The sequence below is a fragment of the Variovorax sp. LjRoot84 genome, from assembly GCF_964254305.1.
Lineage (GTDB): Bacteria > Pseudomonadota > Gammaproteobacteria > Burkholderiales > Burkholderiaceae_C > Variovorax.
In genome coordinates, this window is sequence record NZ_CAXUTE020000001.1 from 1,810,541 (window position 1) to 1,828,093 (window position 17,553).

Consider the following 17,553-nt stretch of genomic DNA (forward strand, 5'->3'; position numbering starts at 1 on the left):
CTGTATGCTCGCCGCCGATGAATTCATCGGTCCTCTCGTCGCTGCTGCCCGTCGTCCTGCTCATCGCTGCGGGCTTCGTGGCAGGGCGGCGGGGCTGGGTCGGCGGCGGCGCGGTGCGGGACCTGTCGAACCTGATCTTCCTGCTGCTCGTGCCGGCGCTCCTGTTCCGTGCCATGAGCACGGTGCACCTGGAGCAGCTGAGCCTCAAGCCTGTCGCGGCCTACTTTGTCGCGGCCGGCCTGATCTTCGCGGCCACCTTGCTGTGGCGCGGCTTCAACCGCACGGCGGCCGTGCTCGCGCTTGCCAACACCTTCAGCAACACCGTGATGATCGGCATCGCGCTGATCGGCCTGGCCTACGGCCCCGAGGGCATGGTTGTGCTGCTGACGCTGATCTCGCTGCATTCGCTGGTGCTGCTGACCAGCGCGACGCTGGTGCTCGAACTTGCGGTGGCCCACGAGAACGCCAGTCTGAGCGGCACGCCGCGCCAGCCGATCCTGCACACACTGGGCCGCGCGTTCTACAACGCGATCGTCCATCCGGTGCCGCTGCCGATCATCGCGGGCCTGCTGTTTGCGCAGACCGGTTGGGTGATGCCCGAAGTGATCGACAAGCCGATCGCGCTGCTCGGGCAGGCCTTCGGACCGATCGCGCTGGTCATGGTCGGCATCACGCTCGCGTTCACGCCCATCGGCACCCACTGGCGCGGCGCGCTGGTGCAGGCGCTGGTCAAGAACGTGGCGCACCCGCTGCTGGTGGCGGGGCTCGGCTGGCTGCTGGGCCTGCGCGGGCTGCCGCTGCAGGTGATGGTGGTGGCCGCGGCGCTGCCGATCGGCGCCAATGTGTTTCTGTTTTCGCAGCGCTACAAGACGGCCGAGGATCTCGTGACCGCCAGCATGGCAGTGTCGACCGCGCTGGCGCTCGTCACGCTTTCGATCGTGATGCAGTTGGCTGGCAGGCTCTGAGCGAGGATCGGCTCAGGGGGCCAGCCGCTCGCGCACCCACGCGCCGTCCTCGCGCCGGTAGCGCAGCCGATCGTGCAGCCGGCTCTTGCGGCCTTGCCAGAACTCCCAGCGGTCGGGCACCAGGCGGTAGCCGCCCCAGTGCGGCGGCCGTGGCGGCGAGAGCAGGTGCCGGGCGGCCTCGATGGCGGCGTTCTTCACCAGCACCTCGCGGCCGCTGATCACCTCGCTCTGCGGGCTGGCCCAGGCGCCGATGCGCGAGTCGAGCGGGCGGCTCGCGAAGTAGGCATCGCTCTCTGCCGCATCGACCTTCTCGACCCGGCCCTCGATGCGCACCACGCGCTCGAGCTCGACCCAGTGGAACTGCAGCGCGGCCCAGGGATTGCCGGCGAGCTCCTGGCCCTTGCGGCTCTTGTAGTTGGTGTACCAGACGATGCCGCGCGCGTCGTAGCCCTTGATCAGCACGATGCGCGTCGATGGCCGCAGGTCGCCGCCGACGGTGGCCAGCGTCATCGCGTTGGGCTCGGGCAGCTGCGCATCGATCGCCTCGGCGAGCCAGCGCTCGAACTGGAGCAGGGGATCCTGCGCACTGCGGGCTTCGTCGAGTTCGGCGCGCTCGTAGCTCTTGCGCAGCGCGGCCAGCGCTTCTTTGGGGGAATTCATGGCCGCATTGTTGCGCATGCGAAGAGGGGATACTGGGCGCATGAATCCTCGACCGCCCACCGTCATCGTGCTCGCCTCGGGCCGCGGTGAGCGCTTTCGCGCCGCCGGCGGCAACGGCGCCAAGCTTGAGGCGCCGCTCGCGGGCAAGACGGTGCTCGAGCACACGCTCGCCGCCGTGCACGCCAGCGGCCTGCCATGGCATCTGGAGGACGCGGGCCATCCCGGCATGGGCGACTCGATCGCGGCTGCGGTGCGGGCCACGGCCGATGCCGCGGGCTGGCTGATCCTGCCCGGCGACCTGCCGCTGGTGCAGCCTTCAACCCTGCAGGCGGTGGCGCGGGCGCTGGCCGGCGCCGTGCAGGCGGCTCAGCCGCGGCATCGCGGCGAGCGCGGCCATCCGGTCGGCTTTGCCGCGGTCTGCGGGCCGCAGCTCGCGGCGCTGTCAGGCAATCTGGGCGCGGCGCCGGTGCTGCGCGCGCTGCGGGAGGCCCATGCGGTGGCGGAGATCGAAGTGGACGACATCGGCATCCTGACCGACATCGACACGCCCGCCGAACTCGCGCGCGCCGAGGCGCTGCTGGCGGCGCGGCTCAGCGCCTCGTGATCAGCGCGCAGGCGATGCGCGGGCCGGAGTTGCCGGCCGGCTGCGAGGTGAAGTCGTCGCGGTCGCGGTGAACGATGAGGGCGCGGCCGACCACGTTGTTGGCCGCGCCGTCGGTGAGCGAGATCGAGTGCACGTCGACGCTGAAGCGCGCCACGCCGCTCGCATCGGCCACCAGACTCGGCAGCTCGCCCGCATGGCTGCCGGGCGCGCCGAACTTGCCGTGCGTGCCGCCGGCCGGATTGAAGTGGCCGCCCGAGGCATTGCCGTTGTCGCCGCAGTCGCCCTTCTCGTGGATGTGGAAGCCATGTTCCGTGCCCGGCACGAAGCCGCGCACTTCGCCGGCCACGCGCACGCCATGGTCGAGCGCCGTGAAGCTCACGTTGCCCGTGGTCGGATTCGGCGTGATCGCCGCGGTCGGCGCCAGCGCGGCGCTGGCGCTCGCCTTGGACCCCATCATGGTGCCGCAGCCGGCAAGCAGGCTGGCCGCAACGACGGCAAGGGCGGGGACGATCAGACGAGAGGACATGGCTACTCCTTGGATGAAGAACGGGAAGAAGAATCGAGAGAAGAGGCCGCAGGGTATACCGGAGCGGGCGCTTCGCCGCAATCGGCTTGCGCCGACAGCTTGGCCTCGGCCAACCTGATCAGGCGTGCCAGCGCTGCATCGTGGATCGCATGGCGCTGCAGTTCGAGCAGGGTCTGATGCGCATAGTCGAGCGAACTGCCATAGCGGCCGACCGCGCTGGCGAAGATGTGGCGGTAGCGCTCGTCGTCCAGGTTGCCGGTGAAGTTGGGACTGCGCCGCGACAAGGTGAAGGCCAGGGCGCGCACCGATCCGTGCGGGGTCTCGCAATCGAGCCATCGGGGGTCGTAGACGCCGGTCGGCATCTCGCGCAGCCAGAGCCGGCCCAGGGTTTCGAGGCCGTCGGCCGCGGCCACGCGGAACACCATGCCGCGGCAGCTGCCGCCCGAGAGCAGGCCGAACACCAGGCCCGGATTCTCGACCGTGCCGCGATTGATGCGGCTCCACATCTTCAGCGCCCGATGCCAGCCGTGCACCCGCGCGGGGTGCCGCTCGATGAAGCCGAACTCGGGGCGCCAGATCAGCGAGCCGTAGCCGAACACCCAGAGATCCTGGTGGCCGCCCCATTCGGCGATCACGCGGTCGAGCATGGGCTTCGGGTCGCGCAGCGGTTTGAGCATAGGGTCCAAACCGGGCGGGCCGGGGTCGCCACCTACAATTTCACGGTCATGGTTCACCGCACCATTATTTACCGACCGCTTTCCTACGGAGATCGACCCATGGCAGGCATAGCCGACGACGACAGCCAACAGAACTTCATTCTGGCCTTTCTGCTCGGGCTGATCGCACTGGTGATCTTCTTCGTGATCGGGATCGTGCTCTACACGCAGAGCCACAAGGCGGGCGCGAAGCCCGCGGCGTCCATGGTGGAGATCCTGACCGAAACCGTGGCAGTCGTGATCCCCGACGGCGCGAGCATCCGCGTGCAGGGCGGGGTCGTGAACTTCTATTTCGCCACCGGCAGCGCCGATCTGGCTCCCGGCGCGGCAGGGGCCCTGGCCACGGTGATCAAAGGCGTGGAAGGTGGGCGCAAGGCAGTGGTCTCGGGCTTCCATGACACCACCGGCGATGGGGGCCTCAACGAACAGCTCGCGCAGAGGCGTGCCGAGATGGTGCGCAACGTGCTGACCGGGCTGGGCGTGCCGGCCGACAAGATTGAACTGAAGAAGCCCGCCGTGACCACCGGTTCGGGGAACGACGCCGAGGCGCGCCGCGTCGAGGTCCGGCTGGTCGACTAGCGCGCTGCGCTCACCACGGCAGCTGCATCGGCTTCGCTTCGAGGTCGAACACCCCGACCGGGGCAGCCGGAAACACGCCGGTGATCTCCATCGGCTCGTCGCCCACATTGAAGATCTGATGCGGCACGTCGCGCGGCAGCAGCACGCTGCTCGCGGGGCCGAAGCGGTGCACCTGTCCGTCGAGGTGGACCTCGCCGCGGCCCGCGTGGCACAACACGACTTCCTCGGTGTCATGGCTGTGCGGCGGCGTGGAAGCGCCGGGCGCCAGCGTCTGCTTCCAGATCGACAACTGGGTCAATCCATGCTCGTGGCCCGCCAGGGTGCGGTGGGTGATTCCGGGCAGCTCTGCCAGGGGCAGCGTGGCGTGGGAGATAACGTTGCGGGCAATGGCGGTCATGAGGCGGCTCCGTGCAATCGAGTGAAGGTGAAGGCAGTGTCCTGGACCCAGAGGCGCGAGTGAAGACAGCGCAATGACCTAACATTGAGGACATTCGTTCCTCAATCGGAGGCGCCATGCAAGGCCTGCAGCAGTTCCTCGCCTTCACCGAGACCGTCAAGCACGGCAGCTTCGCCGCCGCCGCGCGCGAAGCGGGCACCGCGCCTTCCACGCTGGCCAAGGCGGTGCTGAGGCTGGAGGATTCGCTTGGCGTCAAGCTGTTCCATCGGACCACGCGGCAGGTCACCCTGACGCCGGACGGCGAGCGCCTGTACCACCGCTGCCAGCGCGTCCTCGCCGAGATCGAGGACCTGCATGCCGACGCTGCCGGCACGCGGGCCACGGCCACGGGCCTGCTGCGCATCGACATGCCGATCGTCTTCGGCCGGCGCGTGATCCTGCCGCTGCTCGCGCGGCTCCAGCAACAGCATCCGCGACTTGAAATGGACGTGCGCCTGCAGGACGGCTACGTCGATCTGGTCAAGGACGGCATCGACCTCGCCATCCGGGTCGGCGCACTGCAGGAATCGTCGCTGGTGGCACGCCGCTTTGCGAGCCAGACCTTGCTGCTGGTGGCCAGCCCTGCCTACCTGGCGCAGCATGGCCATCCGGCCTCGCTGCGGGCGCTGGCACAGCATCGCGCGATCGTCTTCCGCATGCCGACGAGCGGTCGCGACCGCCCCTGGCAGTTCCTCCAGCGCGGCCACGCCGTCACCCTGCATCCGCAGAGCCAGCTGCGCCTGAATGACGGCGAAGCCATGGTGCAGGCCGCGATGCTCGGCCAGGGCCTGGCGCAACTGCCCGACTACATGGTCGAAGACGAGCTCGGCGATGGGCGCCTGGTCGAGATCCTGCCTTCGCTGCGGCCGCCGGCCATGCCGATCAGCGCCGTATACCCCTCCCAGCGCCTGTTGCCGCCGCGGGTGCGGGTCGTGCTCGATGCCTTGACGGCACCCTAGGGTCTTGCGGGCTTGGTAGGATGCGGGGCCACGCAACCTGCGCGTGGCAGGGGCCGCGCGCAGCCCCAACTGCACAGTGAAGCACTCATGACTACACATCCCACCGTACGCGATGTCACCGAGCGCATTCGTGCGCGCAGCCGGGACCTTCGAAGCGCCTATCTCCAGCGGCTGACCGAGACCCGCAACCGCGACCGCGGCTCCGACCGCATGGGTTGCGCCAACGTGGCGCACGCCGTGGCCGGCATTCCGGCCAGCGACAAGTTCAAGGTGGTGACCGAGCGCGCACCCAACATCGGCGTCGTCAGCGCCTACAACGACATGCTCTCGGCCCACGCGCCGTACCAGGGCTATCCCGACATCGTCAAGCACGAGGCGCGCCGCCTCGGCGCCACCGCGCAGGTGGCAGGCGGCGTGCCGGCGATGTGCGACGGCGTCACGCAGGGCACGCCCGGCATGGAGCTGAGCCTGTTCAGCCGCGACGTGATCGCGATGGGTACCGCCGTGGCGCTCACGCACGACATGTTCGACGCCGCGCTGCTCCTGGGCGTGTGCGACAAGATCGTGCCGGGCCTCCTGATCGGCGCGCTGCACTTCGGCCACCTGCCCACCGTCTTCGTGCCCGCCGGGCCGATGCCCTCGGGCCTGTCGAACAGCGCCAAGTCCAAGGTGCGCGAGCAGGCGGCCCAGGGGCTGGTCGGCCGCCAGGGCCTGCTCGATGCCGAGATGGCCGCCTACCACGCGCCGGGCACCTGCACCTTCTACGGCACCGCCAACAGCAACCAGATGCTGCTGGAGGCGATGGGCCTGCACGTGCCGGGCACCGCTTTCATCCAGCCCGGCGATGCGATGCGCGAGGCGCTCACGCGCGAGGCGGTGCGCACGGTGCTGGGGGTGGCCGCCAAAAAGCCTTATGCCACGCCGCCGATCGGCGAGATGGTCGACGAGCGAAGCATTGTCAACGCCATGGCAGCGCTGCTCGCCACCGGCGGCTCGACCAACCACCTGATCCACTGGGTCGCGGTGGCGCGCGCTGCCGGCATCCTGATCGACTGGAACGATTTCTCCGAGCTCTCGGAGGTGGTGCCGCTGCTCACGCGGGTCTATCCCAACGGCAGCGCCGACGTCAACGAATTCCAGGCCGCGGGCGGCCCGGGCTTCGTGATCGGTGAACTGCTCGACGCCGGCCTGATGCATGCCGACGTGCTGACCGTGCGCGCCGGCGGCCTGCGCGAATACGCCAGCATCCCGACGCTGGCCGGCGCGCCGTCGGACGAGCACGTGCTGAAGTGGCACGCCGCCGCACCCTCGAAGAACGAAGCCGTCGCGCGGCCGGTCTCGGCGCCGTTCAGCGCCACCGGCGGCCTGAAACTCTTGAGCGGCAACCTCGGACGCAGTGTGATCAAGGTGTCCTCGGTGCCGGACGATCGGCACGTGATCGAGGCGCCGGCCCGTGTCTTCGATTCGCAGGCCGAGCTGCAGCACGCCTTCACCGCCGGCGAACTCGAACGCGATGTGGTCTGCGTGGTGCGCTGGCAGGGTCCACAGGCCAACGGCATGCCCGAGCTACACAAGCTCACGCCGCCGCTGTCGGTGCTGCAGGGCAAGGGCTTCCGTGTGGCACTGGTGACCGACGGCCGCATGAGCGGCGCCTCGGGCAAGGTGCCGGCCGCGATCCACGTCTCGCCCGAAGCCGCCGCCGGCGGCCCGCTGGCCAAGGTGCGCGATGGCGACCTGATCCGGCTCGATGCGGTGGCCGGCACGCTGGCCGTGCTGCTGCCGGCCGACGAATGGGCCGAGAGAGAAAGCGCGACCCTGCCCGACGAACTGCGCATCGCCAACGGTCACGGCCTGGGCCGCGACCTGTTCGCCGGCATGCGCCGCAATGCATTGACTGCCGAAGAAGGAGCCTGCACATGGCTGTGAACCCCACGCTGTCCGCCATCGACGTGATGCGCGACGCCCCCGTGATCCCGGTGATCGTGCTGCACGACGTCAAGGACGCGGTACCGCTCGCGCGCGCGCTGGTCGCCGGCGGCATCCGCATGCTCGAAGTGACGCTGCGCACGCGCGAGGCGCTCGAATGCATCGAGATCATCGCCAAGGAGGTGCCCGAGGCCGTGCCCGGCGCCGGCACCATCCGCAGCGCGGCCGATGCCCAGGCCTCGGCGCTGGCCGGCGCGAAGTTCGGCGTCAGCCCGGGCTACACGCGCGCCGTGGGCAAGGCCTGCCACGACCTCGGCCTGCCGCTCCTGCCCGGCGTGGCGACCGGCAGCGAAATCATGCTGGCGCAGGAGGACGGCTTTACCGAACTCAAGTTCTTCCCGGCCGTGCAGGCCGGCGGCGTCGCCATGCTCAAGGCCTGGCAGGGACCTTTCGGCGAAGTGAAGTTCTGTCCCACGGGCGGCGTCACGGCGGCCAATGCGCACGAGTTCCTCTCGCTCGCCAACGTGGCCTGTGTGGGCGGTTCGTGGATCGTGCCGACCGAGGCGATCGCGGCCGGCGACTGGGCGCGCATCGAAGCGCTGGCGCGCGAAGCCAGCCAGCTGGTGCGATGAGCGAAGACTTCGATGCCGGCGATCTGAAGGTCATCGCCTTCGACGTCTTCGGCACGGTCGTCGACTGGTACAGCGGCATCGCCGCCGAGGCCGAGCGCATCGTGCCGGGCGTCGACGGCGGCGCCTTCGCGCTGGCCTGGCGCGCGGGCTACCAGCCCGCGATGAAGAGCGTGATGGAACGCCTCGCGGCCGGCGAGGGCGGCTTCACGCTGCTCGACGAACTGCACATGGGCATTCTCGAAGGCGTGCTGCGCGACTTCGGCCTGGGCGATCTGGATTCGGCGCGCAAGCGCGAACTCAACAAGGCCTGGCACCGGCTGCCGGCCTGGCCCGATGCGCTCGAGGGTCTGGCGCGGCTCAAGCGCAAGTACATCATCTGCACGCTGTCCAACGGCAATATCGGCCTCTTGACCGAGATGGCCAAGAATGCCGGGCTGCCCTGGGACTGCGTACTGTCGGCCGAGGTCTTCAAGGCCTACAAGCCCGATCCGCGCACCTACCTCGGCGTGGCCGCGGTGTTCGACGTCACGCCCAGCCAGGTGATGCTCGCGGCCGCGCACCACGACGACCTGGCCGCCGCGCGCACCTGCGGCCTGCGCACCAGCTACATCGAGCGGCCGAAGGAGTTCGGACCCGACCGCCCGAAGGATGTTTCGCCGCGCGCGGACAACACGCTGCATGCGCGCGACATCGGCGCGCTGGCGGATCTGCTCGGTTGCTAGCGAAGCCCGCCGCCGGCGGCGCCTTCCGGACGCTGGATCAGCTCGATCTTGTACCGGTCGGGGTGAATTGGCGGCCTATTGAAGTGCCTATATAAATCAAGCACTTACGGAATTCTCTAAGTCACCAGACCCCCTCGAATTGCTCTGAAACTGGCTCCAGCCGCCACGAACTGGCGTTTGCGCCGCCAATCGACCGATAGAATTGCCGTCCGATTGAGTTCAAGGAATTGGCATGGCAAAGGCGCGGCAGAAGCCATCTGGCATGTGGGAAATCGGCGTGCGCCATCCGTCGTTGCCAGGCGGTCGAAAGTATTTCACCTTTGACACCGAGGAACAGGCCAACGGCTTCGGCGAGCAGTGGACCACGATGAAGCTGGCCGGGCTGCCGCCGCCGGCGGAACTGCTCAAGCCAGTTGGGCCCGCGCACTCGCTGGGCCATGTGATCCGCCTTTGGGCGAACAGTGGTCTCGCCGCACCGTCTCAGTTCTCCGTGCTCGGCTCGCTCATCTCCGAGGTCGGTGCCGTGAAGCTGGCCGACGCGAACTACGCCTGGCTGTCGAGCTACGTGCAGCGGCTCAAGGTGCAGAACAACCTCGCTCCGAATTCCATCCGCCACCGCGTCCAAGCGCTCGGCCGCGCGATCGACGAGTTCGCCCGCACAAATCCCACCATGACGATCGCGAACCCCGTGCGGCTACTGCCCAAGGGCTACAGCACCTACACCGCGCTGGATCAGAAACTTGTCGAGGCGAGCGGCAAGGAAGTGAAGGAAGACGTTGAGCGCGATCGTCGACTGCACCCAGGGGAAGAGGAACGGATCATCGCGGCGCTGTCCGGCAAGCAGCGCGACGACCGTGAGCGCGGCCTGATGCTGATCGGAGGCAATGCGCTTCTGTGCATGTTCCAGCTCATCGTCGGGTCCGGCCTGCGCCTGCGCGAGGCCTACAGGCTGCAGCGCGGCCAGATCGACCTGGAGGCAAAGGTGATGCGCGTCCAGAGCAGCAAGCAATGGCGCGGCAAGGTGGTCTTCCGCGACGTGCCGATGCGGCCCGAAGTTCACCGCGCCTTGAGCAGCTACCTCTCAACGCGCGCGATGCTGCCGGCGGCCTACCTCTTCCCGTTCATGGAAGAAGAGCCCGACATGACGCTGAAGAAGGTGACGCAGCGCCTCTCGGACCGGTTTCGGATCGCTTTCCAGTACGCCGACTGCATGGACCTCCGCGAGCACGACCTGCGCCACGAGGCGACGTGCCGATGGCTTGAGCTGCGGGATGCCACGGGGAACTGGATGTTCCGGCTCGAAGAGGTCAACCGCATCATGGGCTGGTCGGCGAACTCGACGATGGCGCAGCGCTACGCCAGCTTTCGCGGCAGCGACCTGGCGCAGCGGATGTGGGCTACTGCCGGGCCAGAGTCGGCAACGTCGGCGCGGGCCGGCGGCGGGGCCTAGCGATCGGCGTCGGGGCATTGGGATGGCGCTTGGCGCGCCTCTCCTGCGCTTCGGCACGCGCCTTCTCCGCGAGGTAGGCCAACAGGTCGGCGCGCACAAACAGCCAGCCGCGGCCGAACTTCAGCGCCGGGATCTCGCCGGCCCTGGCCAGCTCTTCGACCTGGTCAGAGGTGCAGCGAAGCAGCTCGGCGCATTCTGCTGAGTCGATGGTCTCTGCTGTCATCGAGCATCCCCTTCGCCAGTCTCCAGCGAGCCGAGCTCGGGCAGCGCCGCCGGTAGCGGTGAGTACTTGGGCTTCGCCGCTTGCTTGGCGCGGATCCTCAAGATGATTTCGGGCACGTTGATGCGCGCCAGCTCGCGCTCGCCCTCGGCGTGCATGTCCAGGGCCTGCGCGAGGCACAGCGCCGCGAGCGTCACCATGACGCCGCCGACCTCCTGGCCGCGCTCGCCGGCCGGCCGGTCGAATACGTAGTCGACCAGCTGGTGCGCTTCGCCGCGCGTGCAGCCGCAGGCCTGCACGAGCTCCAGACCCTCTTCGAGGAACCGGTGGTTCCGCTCTTCACGGTCACCGGCGATCATCGCGCCGAAGCATTCCATCAGCCAGGGCTGGACACGCGCCTGGAAGGTCGCGATCGAGGAGGTCGTCTGGACGGCGAGGGTGTATCGCGTCTTGAATTCGCCGTTCGCACGAGCCAAAGCCAGCTCGCACTCAGGACACCAGCTTTCGCGGCCGAGCGGGTGGCCGCATTTACGCAACTTGTCGGTCATGGGGTGGGCTCCGGATCGGATTGGCAGATAAGCGGGCTGACGTTGGGAAAGATGCCCATGAGTCGCTCGATCTCGCAGCTCAGGTTCTGGCACCATGCCATCGGGTCCAGCTTGTCCAGGTCGAGTGCAAAGAGATCGTTCTCGCACAGCACGGCGGCTGGGCCCTTGTTGGCCTCGTCGTACTGAGCCGGCGCTTGGTCGAAGGCCGACAGGAAGGCGGCGCGGATGAACGCGTCGCGCAAGTCCCGAAATGTGATGCCCGTGATCTCGGTTGCCCCGCGTTCACCCGTGCAGGTGTGCGGCTGTCCTGTGTAAGGACGGTCCCGACGCATGTTGTGATCGTTGAACCCGAGATCGTCTTCGATCTGACCCCACAGAGATTGAAGGGGGTGCGCTTCAGACATTGCCCACCTCCTTCCCCAGCGCATCGCGAGCGGCGTCGATGGCGGCGTCCAGCCGATCGTGGTTTGGGCAGTCAGTCCCCAGACGGACCTGCGATTTCGAGCCAGCGACCACGAACAGGCTTGAAGAATTCCAGTACTGACTCCGCAGCCACCGATACCGCGCTGCATCTCTAGCATCGGCCGCTTCGGCCTTCGGTGCTGCCTGCTCGGCGTCCATGAACAACGCCACGCGGGCATCGATCATCTGAAGGCGGTTGCCGAGCGGCTGCTCTTGGTCTTGAACGATCGCGCGAATCTCTTTGAGAAGGTCGGTCGGTGCTGCCGGGGCAGGGGCAAGCCAAAGGCGGCGCTCGATGACGCTTGCCAAGGCGGGGCGCCAGTCCTTGCCATCCTTCAGGCACAAATCGACCCACGTCTCTACGATGCCGGCCAGATAGCCTGCGAACGTTGCCGCCTCCTGCACTGCCACAGGCTGCTCAGCGGGGGATTGGAGGGCGGCGCGTGCGGCCTCCCATGCGATGGGCTGGCGGCGCTTGTAATCGGCCTCAAGGCGCTCGCATTCTGCGACGGCCTCAGGATCGCGTCCGAAGACTACGGCGCGGCGTTGCTTTAAGCGTGAGAACTCGTCCTTGATGTCCTTCACCGCTACCAACTCGGTTAGAGCGCGCTCCGCTGCACTGTTGTGGGTCGTGCTCATGAGCGGTCCTTCAGCGCGGCGGCGCGTGCTTGGTTGATCTCGGTCATCTTCTGGGTGCTGCCACCTTTGTCCGGGTGGTGCTCAGAAGCGAGGCGCTTGTAAGCCGCATCGACCTCGGCGACGGTTGCCGTGGCCTTGACGCCGAGCACCTGCCTCCACTCAGTGCCGGCTGGCTTGGGCAGCGCCTTGAAGCCCTGGAAGGTGGCGCGCACCAGCGCCAGCGTGCCGTGGCGCAGTTCCACGCGGCGAGCTTCGATGATGTGGTGGATCGCCTGTAGGTTCCCCTCGACGCTGCTGTAGCGGTCGACCGGGATGCATAGCCCCAAGCCGTCCCAGGTGAACCAGACGGCGACGCCAGGGTCATCCGGCCGCTGGACGCCCAGAGTGACGTTGCTGCTGATCACGATGTTCGTCAGGTCCTTGCCCGAGTCGTTCGCGAAGCGCTGCATGCTGGTGTCGACGTTCTTCAGGGCGCCGGCGAGCGTCGTCTGGAACTTGCCCTTCTCTCGCTCCTTGGAGCGTGGGATGGTGGTGGGCCAAGTCAGGGGGAAGGCGGTGGCGTTCATGGTCATTCGTTCCAGCGGATGCACCCCGAGCTCGAGCAGCGACCGGAAGTTCGGCCGTCGATCGCGGATGCGGTGAAGGAGAGCCGGCCGCGGCATTTCATGCAGGGCATCGAGCCGCGCACGGCCGCCGCGGGCCGGAAGTCAGGGGCAGGGCAGTGCTCAGTACGCACCGCGGCAATCGCGCGCGCGGTGGCGCTGGCAAGGGCGGAGAAGTGCTTCGTCGTCATGAAGCACTCCAGAGCTGCAGCTTCGCGTCCTTGGGCACCTTGTGCTTGCCACGCGCCATCGGGTGCTTGGGGTGCCCGCCAGCGGTCTTACCGAGGCAGTAGAGCGGCACGCCGTCGGGCAGCGCGCACTCGATCTCCTCCCGCACGTTGTCGAACCAGTCGGGGCACCGGTCGGCCAGGGCGCCCCAGGCCAGCAGCACCGCGCCGGCGCGCTCCACCTCCTCGACGATGATCCCGATGTTCTGCTGCAGGCGGTCGCGCGCATACCAGTCCTGCGTCTTGTCCCAGTTCGTCATCGCGATGGCTGCTGCCGGCGTGGACGCGATCAGCGGGATGCCATTGACGATCGTCAGGCCGCCAAAGCCGTTGTGGCTGGCGATGTGGCAGAGCAGGGTGCAGGTCTGGTCATCGCGCTCGCCGTTCGCCTCGCTGGGATTGAACATGCACGCGAGCAGGACAGGCCGGTCATCCCAGACGCGGCCGAGGCGCGTGCGGTAGGTGCCGCAGGGGGAGAGCTGGGCGGTGCGCTTCACAGCTCGGCCTCATTGGTAGCTACGTGGTGGATCGGCGCTGCCTCCTCTGGCTCTTCGTCGACCTCGGGCGGATGCATGCCGTGCGGGCAGGTGGCGACGCATTCGGCGTGGCCCGGGCCGCCTGGCTCGCCGTAGTCCCAGTCGTCGCTCTTGGCACAGCGGAAGACCGCCTGCGAACAGTCATCCCAGTCGAGGGGGCAGCGGCGGCCGCCCGCGAACTTCCACAGCCTACCGTTGTGCATGCGGCTGTCGTCGTTGCCCGCGATCGCGAGCGCGTCGCTGATGAGCGCGTCGAGGAGATTGGTGCTCACGGGGCGACCTCGAAAAAGCCCAGCGCGCCCTTGAACGGCCGGTAGGGAAGCGGCTCAGCATTGGCGAGCACGAAGCCGGTCGCGCCCATGTACCAGGGCGAGTTGCTGTCGGTGACGCAGTCGACGATGTCGACCTGTCCGACGATGCCGCCGCACTCAATGGCCTCGAAGGCCGGCAGGTGGGGCCGTGTCGCCGCAGGAAGGCTCGTGACCAGGAACATGACGACGTCCTGATACTCGCGGCGCGTCATGGCCTGGCTCGCGTGCACGAGGATCGTCCCGCGCTGGCGCGTTCGCCACGTGCGGTTCTCGATGTCTTTGTGGCCGTGGACGATGAGCCAGGCCCAGGGCTGGCGGATGGACAGGGCTTTCATCAGTTCGTCCCTTCCACCGTGTAGCCCATGAGCGTCTGCATCGGGTTCGGCCGCTGGCCGTCCGGGAAGATCGCAAGATTCGCTTCCAGCCCGTCGAGGCTGACCGTGGCGCCGTCGAAGTTGAGGCCCGGCTTCAGGCCGAGGAACTGGAATGGCTTGCCGCAATCGATGCACTTGATGCGCACCTCCAGCATGAAGCGGCCGGTGTCTTCCAGGCGCGCGACGCCGCAGCTGGCGTCGAAGTTCAGGTGAGCGCAGTTCATGACGGCACCCCGTCCCACGTGCGGCCGTCGAGCAGCCGCCCGGCGAGCTTCTTCCCGAACTTCTGCATCGGCTCGTCCAGCGATCCCGGCGTCGCCAAGATCCTGCTGTCGGTGGCGCCGCGATCGTATGGCGCCCACGAGCCCCACTGCTTCATCAGGTAGGCGATGCCATGGGCCTCGGCGAAGTCCCGGGCGGCGCGGTGCCAGTCCGGATGCGATGGCCGCGCCTTGTGGCCGCTCTCGCCGCCGCTGATGAGCTGCTTCAGGAACTCCCAGCCGGCCCAGTCCACCGGGCCCAGCGCCGGCTCGTAGCTGACGAAGGTTTTCCAGCCCGCGGCCGCGATGCGCTGCATGTGCGGGCGCCGCAAGTCGGCCTGCTCCTGGTCTTCGGCCGTGCAGCCGATGAAGACATTGGGCAGTGGCCAGTACTCGGTGCCGTCTTTGCACTGGTCGGCCATGGGGTAGATGCCGGCGGACAGGCTGCCAGCGTTCACGCGGTTGTGCGCCCAGGTGTAGGCGGCGCTGGCGACCAGCCGGCGGAAGCTCTGGCGCTCCAGGAGGTCGGCCAAGCGCTCGGTGCGCTTCGTCAGGACCATGAACGTGTGCGGCCCGCTGAGCGAGTTCGGCCACTTCGCGGGAATCCACTTGCCGTCACTGGCTGTCCAGCCGCCCTCGACCGTGTAGCCGTCCTGCTCGCGATGGAAGGGGCCCACTGCGCCGGCCACGGCCATCACGCCGAACATCTCCGCAATCTGCTCCGGCGTCAGCGCGTCATGCGCGACGTCGCCCATGCTGGTGAGGAACCAGCGGCCGGGCCGGCGCACCGTCAGCGGCTTGACCAGGTCGGCCTCGCTGAAGTTGACCTTGCCGGTCCACTTGCCCTTGCCGCCGGCGCGCACGGCGACCCCGCGGTACTTCTCCATCCCCATCGCCTCCAGGCGCGCGGCCATCAGCGCGGCGTAGCAGTTCGCGCATGCCGGGCTCACCGCGTCGCAGCCGACGACGGGCGTCCAGGTGTGGTCGCACCATTCGATCTTGCTGTTCTCGCTCATACTGTGGCTTTCAACGCGAGGAGATCCAGATGGCGCAGATTCCGATGGTCACGGCGGTGCGTTTCAACAAGCACGGCGATGTATCGCATGTCCTCATGGGAACGGCAGATAACGACACGCCCCAGCCCCGATGGGTGCACGAGCCTGTGGAGACGCCGGTACTGGACCTGGTCGACAAGTTGATGGCAGATGACCTGGTCGAAACCCGCATGGCAAACGGAACCTCGGGCCCGAAACTTCGGGTTGTGGAAGGGAAGGCGGGAGGCGGCATTGAGACAGTCGTAACCGATGACCCGAAGCGGCCGATCGAAGACTTTCCACGGTTCTGACATCACGCGGCCCTCCGTTGCGGTTCATCCCACAGGTCGCTGTAGTTCGCGGCGGTGACTGCGCGCTGCAGCCCAGGCGGCACGGCGTTGCCGATCATTGCCACCTGCTTGGTCTTGGTGAACATGCGACCGTCGTGGCCGCGGTCGATGACGTACTGGCGGGGGAAGCCAGTGGCGTTGGCCAACTCGCGCGGCACCAGCATGCGCAGGCAGATGTCGACCACTACCCAAGGTTCACCCCGGATCCATACGGTGACCAGCGCCAGCCGGTCCTTCGTCGTGATGGTGTGCATCGGCTCGCGCAGATCGCCCCACTGGCCGCCCTCGCCGTAGTAGCGGATCAGGAATGCCGCGCAGCGCAGTGCGCCGGCTTCGGCCTCGGGCGCGAGGTGGTACTCGACCAGACCGTGATGCTGGCCGCCTGCGCTGACGGTGCGCAGCGGTTCATCTAGCGGCCGCGCGTCGCAATTCCCACGCAGGTGCGCCAGGTGGGCCGTCACGAGGCGCTGGTTCGCGCCCTTCGTCATGATCGTGGACAGCGGACCGTCGAGGCTGTGCGCCGGCAGAGCGTTGCCGAAGCCGTTCGCCTGCTCGACGAACGCAGTCACGAGTGCATGCTTCGCCGCGCCAGCAACCGCGGTGCCGAGCGGCTGCTCGATGTCCAGCGCGCGCGGCGCTTGGCCAGCGCGTTCGCCGTAGCCGGTCTGGACGAGCAGGGGCGTGACCACCGACAGCGATCCTCCGCGCGGCCACGCCGTGATCGTGCGGATCGGGTCGTGCACCGAGTCGACCGATTCTCGCGACCAGTTGGCGATCGGCACGATGAACGGGTCCCCGCTGTCCAGCACGAACTTCTTCATGCCATGAGCCACGCGGCGGCAGGTCGCATCCGCCAGCGGCTTCGGCCGATCGAAGATGCTGCGCGTCGGCAGCGTGAAGTCGATGCATTCAGCGGCTGAGCGCCACTTCTGCTTGCCCTTGGCAGGCTTCCGCGCGTGCGTCGGCTCCGGCCATTGGATCGGCAGGCCGTCGCGGCGTGCGACCATGAACAGGCGCGTTCGCGTGGTCGGTACGCCATAGTCCGCGGCCTTCAGCAGCCGGTGCTCGATCACGTAGCCCTGGCTGCGCAGGATCGCAAGGAAGCGTTCCCAGGTCTTGCCCTGGCGCTTCGGGTCCGGCACCAGGTGCTGCAGGCGACGCAGCACGTACTCGCCGGGCACTGCCACGGTGCCATCGACCTTGACCACGCGGCCGGTCGCCTTGTCGCGCTTCGCGATCAGCGGGCCCCACTTCCGGATCTGCTCGACGTTCTCCAGCGTGATGACGTCGGGCTGCGCCTGACCGCCCCAGCGCACGACGACCCAGGACAGCGAGCGGATCTCGGTGTCGCGCGGCTGACCGCCGAGCGCCTGGCTGAAGTGTGTGCAGTCCGGGCTCGCGTGGAAGTAGCCGGCCGGCCGTCCGCCGGTTAGCTCGCGCGGGCTGAGCCGGCGCACGTCTTCGCGGTAGTGCCGCGTCTGCGGGTGATTGATCGCATGGCACGAGACTGCGTCGTCGTTGTGGTTGACGGCAATGTCCACGTGCCGGCCGATCGCCTGCTCGATGCCGGTGCAGCTGCCGCCGGAGCCGGCGAACAGCACGATCACCAGCTTCGCGGCGAGGTTGAGAACGAACTGCGGTGAGATCATGCTGCGCCCGTCGTGTCCTGGCCGGCCAGCTCGAGCGCGACCTCGCGCACCACCTCGACCGGGATGGCCAGGGCCTGCGCGGCCGCAGCGCACGCCTGCTCGATGTCTGTGGCGCCGAGCTGTTCGGCGCGCGCAAGCGCGGCGCGGACCTTGTCCTTGCTCATGA

Annotated in this window: 26 protein-coding genes; 9 read left to right on the forward strand and 17 right to left on the reverse strand. The window is 68.1% G+C overall.

Annotated elements, in window-relative coordinates; all coding sequences use genetic code 11:
• Positions 1–17: 17 nt before the first annotated feature.
• The gene (locus ACSQ9I_RS09230; protein WP_436312940.1) at positions 18–965 is read left to right on the forward strand and encodes an AEC family transporter; all 948 of its coding nucleotides are present in this window, start codon (positions 18–20) and stop codon (positions 963–965) included.
• Positions 966–977: 12 nt separating this feature from the next.
• Here the strand turns inward: ACSQ9I_RS09230 and pdxH are convergent, their stop codons facing one another.
• On the reverse strand, positions 978–1,625 hold the full coding sequence (gene pdxH / locus ACSQ9I_RS09235) for a pyridoxamine 5'-phosphate oxidase (RefSeq protein WP_436312941.1): 648 nt from the start codon (positions 1,623–1,625) through the stop codon (positions 978–980).
• Between the two features lie 40 nt (positions 1,626–1,665).
• On the opposite strand from pdxH, the gene ACSQ9I_RS09240 reads away from it, so the two are divergent.
• Positions 1,666–2,229, forward strand: coding sequence for a nucleotidyltransferase family protein (locus tag ACSQ9I_RS09240; RefSeq protein ID WP_436303414.1), 564 nt, complete (start codon positions 1,666–1,668; stop codon positions 2,227–2,229).
• Here the strand turns inward: ACSQ9I_RS09240 and ACSQ9I_RS09245 are convergent.
• Both ACSQ9I_RS09245 and ACSQ9I_RS09250 read right to left on the reverse strand, forming a co-directional pair.
• Positions 2,216–2,755 (reverse strand): superoxide dismutase family protein, encoded by a 540-nt coding sequence (locus ACSQ9I_RS09245; protein ID WP_436312942.1) that lies wholly within the window; start codon positions 2,753–2,755, stop codon positions 2,216–2,218. The two genes, ACSQ9I_RS09240 and ACSQ9I_RS09245, sit on opposite strands and share 14 nt — an antisense overlap.
• Positions 2,756–2,757: 2 nt before the next feature.
• Complete coding sequence (locus ACSQ9I_RS09250; RefSeq protein WP_170855461.1) at positions 2,758–3,432, reverse strand: gamma-glutamylcyclotransferase; 675 nt, start codon at positions 3,430–3,432, stop codon at positions 2,758–2,760.
• Between the two features lie 108 nt (positions 3,433–3,540).
• On the opposite strand from ACSQ9I_RS09250, the gene ACSQ9I_RS09255 reads away from it, so the two are divergent.
• A complete protein-coding gene (locus ACSQ9I_RS09255) occupies positions 3,541–4,050 on the forward strand; it encodes an OmpA family protein (RefSeq protein ID WP_436290827.1) in 510 nt (169 codons plus the stop codon).
• Between the two features lie 10 nt (positions 4,051–4,060).
• Here the strand turns inward: ACSQ9I_RS09255 and ACSQ9I_RS09260 are convergent, their stop codons facing one another.
• A complete protein-coding gene (locus ACSQ9I_RS09260) occupies positions 4,061–4,447 on the reverse strand; it encodes a cupin domain-containing protein (protein ID WP_093102187.1) in 387 nt (128 codons plus the stop codon).
• A gap of 116 nt (positions 4,448–4,563) precedes the next feature.
• Here ACSQ9I_RS09260 and ACSQ9I_RS09265 point away from each other — a divergent pair, with 116 nt between their 5' ends.
• From ACSQ9I_RS09265 to ACSQ9I_RS09285, 5 genes are all read left to right on the forward strand, one after another.
• On the forward strand, positions 4,564–5,445 hold the full coding sequence (locus ACSQ9I_RS09265; protein WP_436290724.1) for a LysR substrate-binding domain-containing protein: 882 nt from the start codon (positions 4,564–4,566) through the stop codon (positions 5,443–5,445).
• An 87-nt stretch (positions 5,446–5,532) separates the two neighbouring features.
• Entirely contained in the window at positions 5,533–7,371 is a 1,839-nt protein-coding gene (gene edd, locus ACSQ9I_RS09270; RefSeq protein WP_436312943.1) for a phosphogluconate dehydratase, read from the forward strand.
• Complete coding sequence (eda, locus tag ACSQ9I_RS09275; RefSeq protein WP_093102191.1) at positions 7,362–8,003, forward strand: bifunctional 4-hydroxy-2-oxoglutarate aldolase/2-dehydro-3-deoxy-phosphogluconate aldolase; 642 nt, start codon at positions 7,362–7,364, stop codon at positions 8,001–8,003. Before edd ends, eda begins: the two co-directional genes overlap by 10 nt.
• Positions 8,000–8,725, forward strand: a complete 726-nt coding sequence (locus tag ACSQ9I_RS09280) for a haloacid dehalogenase type II (RefSeq protein WP_436312944.1) — start codon at positions 8,000–8,002, stop codon at positions 8,723–8,725. The genes eda and ACSQ9I_RS09280 overlap by 4 nt, the downstream gene beginning before the upstream one ends.
• A 232-nt stretch (positions 8,726–8,957) precedes the next feature.
• Positions 8,958–10,175: a tyrosine-type recombinase/integrase gene (locus ACSQ9I_RS09285; protein ID WP_436312945.1), complete on the forward strand. Its 1,218-nt coding sequence runs from the start codon at positions 8,958–8,960 to the stop codon at positions 10,173–10,175.
• On the opposite strand, the gene ACSQ9I_RS09290 is transcribed toward ACSQ9I_RS09285, so the two are convergent.
• Genes ACSQ9I_RS09290 through ACSQ9I_RS09340 form a run of 11 tightly spaced genes read right to left on the reverse strand, consistent with a single transcriptional unit; the run spans position 10,123 to position 15,370 of the window.
• On the reverse strand, positions 10,123–10,398 hold the full coding sequence (locus ACSQ9I_RS09290; RefSeq protein ID WP_436312946.1) for a helix-turn-helix domain-containing protein: 276 nt from the start codon (positions 10,396–10,398) through the stop codon (positions 10,123–10,125). The two genes, ACSQ9I_RS09285 and ACSQ9I_RS09290, sit on opposite strands and share 53 nt — an antisense overlap.
• The gene (locus ACSQ9I_RS09295; RefSeq protein WP_436312947.1) at positions 10,395–10,943 is read right to left on the reverse strand and encodes a hypothetical protein; all 549 of its coding nucleotides are present in this window, start codon (positions 10,941–10,943) and stop codon (positions 10,395–10,397) included. Before ACSQ9I_RS09295 ends, ACSQ9I_RS09290 begins: the two co-directional genes overlap by 4 nt.
• A complete protein-coding gene (locus ACSQ9I_RS09300) occupies positions 10,940–11,347 on the reverse strand; it encodes a hypothetical protein (protein WP_436312948.1) in 408 nt (135 codons plus the stop codon). Before ACSQ9I_RS09300 ends, ACSQ9I_RS09295 begins: the two co-directional genes overlap by 4 nt.
• Positions 11,340–12,044 (reverse strand): hypothetical protein, encoded by a 705-nt coding sequence (locus ACSQ9I_RS09305; protein WP_436312949.1) that lies wholly within the window; start codon positions 12,042–12,044, stop codon positions 11,340–11,342. Before ACSQ9I_RS09305 ends, ACSQ9I_RS09300 begins: the two co-directional genes overlap by 8 nt.
• Positions 12,041–12,610 carry a J domain-containing protein gene (locus ACSQ9I_RS09310; RefSeq protein WP_436312950.1) on the reverse strand — a complete coding sequence of 190 codons (570 nt, stop codon included), beginning with the start codon at positions 12,608–12,610 and terminating at the stop codon, positions 12,041–12,043. The genes ACSQ9I_RS09305 and ACSQ9I_RS09310 overlap by 4 nt, the downstream gene beginning before the upstream one ends.
• A 2-nt stretch (positions 12,611–12,612) precedes the next feature.
• On the reverse strand, positions 12,613–12,837 hold the full coding sequence (locus tag ACSQ9I_RS09315; protein WP_436312951.1) for a hypothetical protein: 225 nt from the start codon (positions 12,835–12,837) through the stop codon (positions 12,613–12,615).
• Complete coding sequence (locus ACSQ9I_RS09320) at positions 12,834–13,370, reverse strand: DUF1643 domain-containing protein (RefSeq protein ID WP_436312952.1); 537 nt, start codon at positions 13,368–13,370, stop codon at positions 12,834–12,836. The genes ACSQ9I_RS09315 and ACSQ9I_RS09320 overlap by 4 nt, the downstream gene beginning before the upstream one ends.
• A complete protein-coding gene (locus ACSQ9I_RS09325; RefSeq protein WP_436312953.1) occupies positions 13,367–13,681 on the reverse strand; it encodes a hypothetical protein in 315 nt (104 codons plus the stop codon). Before ACSQ9I_RS09325 ends, ACSQ9I_RS09320 begins: the two co-directional genes overlap by 4 nt.
• Positions 13,678–14,055, reverse strand: coding sequence for an ASCH domain-containing protein (locus ACSQ9I_RS09330; protein WP_436312954.1), 378 nt, complete (start codon positions 14,053–14,055; stop codon positions 13,678–13,680). The genes ACSQ9I_RS09325 and ACSQ9I_RS09330 overlap by 4 nt, the downstream gene beginning before the upstream one ends.
• On the reverse strand, positions 14,055–14,318 hold the full coding sequence (locus ACSQ9I_RS09335; RefSeq protein ID WP_436312955.1) for a hypothetical protein: 264 nt from the start codon (positions 14,316–14,318) through the stop codon (positions 14,055–14,057). The genes ACSQ9I_RS09330 and ACSQ9I_RS09335 overlap by 1 nt, the downstream gene beginning before the upstream one ends.
• The gene (locus ACSQ9I_RS09340; protein WP_436312956.1) at positions 14,315–15,370 is read right to left on the reverse strand and encodes a DUF5131 family protein; all 1,056 of its coding nucleotides are present in this window, start codon (positions 15,368–15,370) and stop codon (positions 14,315–14,317) included. The genes ACSQ9I_RS09335 and ACSQ9I_RS09340 overlap by 4 nt, the downstream gene beginning before the upstream one ends.
• Positions 15,371–15,399: 29 nt before the next feature.
• Between ACSQ9I_RS09340 and ACSQ9I_RS09345 the strand changes: the two genes are divergently transcribed.
• The gene (locus ACSQ9I_RS09345) at positions 15,400–15,699 is read left to right on the forward strand and encodes a hypothetical protein (protein ID WP_436312957.1); all 300 of its coding nucleotides are present in this window, start codon (positions 15,400–15,402) and stop codon (positions 15,697–15,699) included.
• Between the two features lie 2 nt (positions 15,700–15,701).
• Here the strand turns inward: ACSQ9I_RS09345 and ACSQ9I_RS09350 are convergent, their stop codons facing one another.
• Complete coding sequence (locus ACSQ9I_RS09350; protein WP_436312958.1) at positions 15,702–17,387, reverse strand: DNA cytosine methyltransferase; 1,686 nt, start codon at positions 17,385–17,387, stop codon at positions 15,702–15,704.
• Entirely contained in the window at positions 17,384–17,551 is a 168-nt protein-coding gene (locus tag ACSQ9I_RS09355) for a hypothetical protein (RefSeq protein ID WP_436312959.1), read from the reverse strand. The genes ACSQ9I_RS09350 and ACSQ9I_RS09355 overlap by 4 nt, the downstream gene beginning before the upstream one ends.
• Positions 17,552–17,553: the final 2 nt, after the last annotated feature.

Coding starts and splice junctions, on each gene's coding strand:
- ACSQ9I_RS09285 (WP_436312945.1), top strand. CDS start 8,958: ATGGCAAAGGCGCGGCAGAAGCCATCTGGCATGTGGGAAATCGGCGTG.
- ACSQ9I_RS09230 (WP_436312940.1), top strand. CDS start 18: ATGAATTCATCGGTCCTCTCGTCGCTGCTGCCCGTCGTCCTGCTCATC.
- ACSQ9I_RS09335 (WP_436312955.1), bottom strand. CDS start 14,318: ATGAACTGCGCTCACCTGAACTTCGACGCCAGCTGCGGCGTCGCGCGC.
- ACSQ9I_RS09350 (WP_436312958.1), bottom strand. CDS start 17,387: ATGATCTCACCGCAGTTCGTTCTCAACCTCGCCGCGAAGCTGGTGATC.
- ACSQ9I_RS09260 (WP_093102187.1), bottom strand. CDS start 4,447: ATGACCGCCATTGCCCGCAACGTTATCTCCCACGCCACGCTGCCCCTG.
- ACSQ9I_RS09250 (WP_170855461.1), bottom strand. CDS start 3,432: ATGCTCAAACCGCTGCGCGACCCGAAGCCCATGCTCGACCGCGTGATC.
- ACSQ9I_RS09300 (WP_436312948.1), bottom strand. CDS start 11,347: ATGTCTGAAGCGCACCCCCTTCAATCTCTGTGGGGTCAGATCGAAGAC.
- ACSQ9I_RS09245 (WP_436312942.1), bottom strand. CDS start 2,755: ATGTCCTCTCGTCTGATCGTCCCCGCCCTTGCCGTCGTTGCGGCCAGC.
- ACSQ9I_RS09345 (WP_436312957.1), top strand. CDS start 15,400: ATGGCGCAGATTCCGATGGTCACGGCGGTGCGTTTCAACAAGCACGGC.
- ACSQ9I_RS09355 (WP_436312959.1), bottom strand. CDS start 17,551: ATGAGCAAGGACAAGGTCCGCGCCGCGCTTGCGCGCGCCGAACAGCTC.
- pdxH (WP_436312941.1), bottom strand. CDS start 1,625: ATGAATTCCCCCAAAGAAGCGCTGGCCGCGCTGCGCAAGAGCTACGAG.
- ACSQ9I_RS09340 (WP_436312956.1), bottom strand. CDS start 15,370: ATGAGCGAGAACAGCAAGATCGAATGGTGCGACCACACCTGGACGCCC.
- edd (WP_436312943.1), top strand. CDS start 5,533: ATGACTACACATCCCACCGTACGCGATGTCACCGAGCGCATTCGTGCG.
- ACSQ9I_RS09305 (WP_436312949.1), bottom strand. CDS start 12,044: ATGAGCACGACCCACAACAGTGCAGCGGAGCGCGCTCTAACCGAGTTG.
- ACSQ9I_RS09290 (WP_436312946.1), bottom strand. CDS start 10,398: ATGACAGCAGAGACCATCGACTCAGCAGAATGCGCCGAGCTGCTTCGC.
- ACSQ9I_RS09265 (WP_436290724.1), top strand. CDS start 4,564: ATGCAAGGCCTGCAGCAGTTCCTCGCCTTCACCGAGACCGTCAAGCAC.
- ACSQ9I_RS09315 (WP_436312951.1), bottom strand. CDS start 12,837: ATGACGACGAAGCACTTCTCCGCCCTTGCCAGCGCCACCGCGCGCGCG.
- ACSQ9I_RS09240 (WP_436303414.1), top strand. CDS start 1,666: ATGAATCCTCGACCGCCCACCGTCATCGTGCTCGCCTCGGGCCGCGGT.
- ACSQ9I_RS09330 (WP_436312954.1), bottom strand. CDS start 14,055: ATGAAAGCCCTGTCCATCCGCCAGCCCTGGGCCTGGCTCATCGTCCAC.
- ACSQ9I_RS09295 (WP_436312947.1), bottom strand. CDS start 10,943: ATGACCGACAAGTTGCGTAAATGCGGCCACCCGCTCGGCCGCGAAAGC.
- ACSQ9I_RS09280 (WP_436312944.1), top strand. CDS start 8,000: ATGAGCGAAGACTTCGATGCCGGCGATCTGAAGGTCATCGCCTTCGAC.
- eda (WP_093102191.1), top strand. CDS start 7,362: ATGGCTGTGAACCCCACGCTGTCCGCCATCGACGTGATGCGCGACGCC.
- ACSQ9I_RS09310 (WP_436312950.1), bottom strand. CDS start 12,610: ATGAACGCCACCGCCTTCCCCCTGACTTGGCCCACCACCATCCCACGC.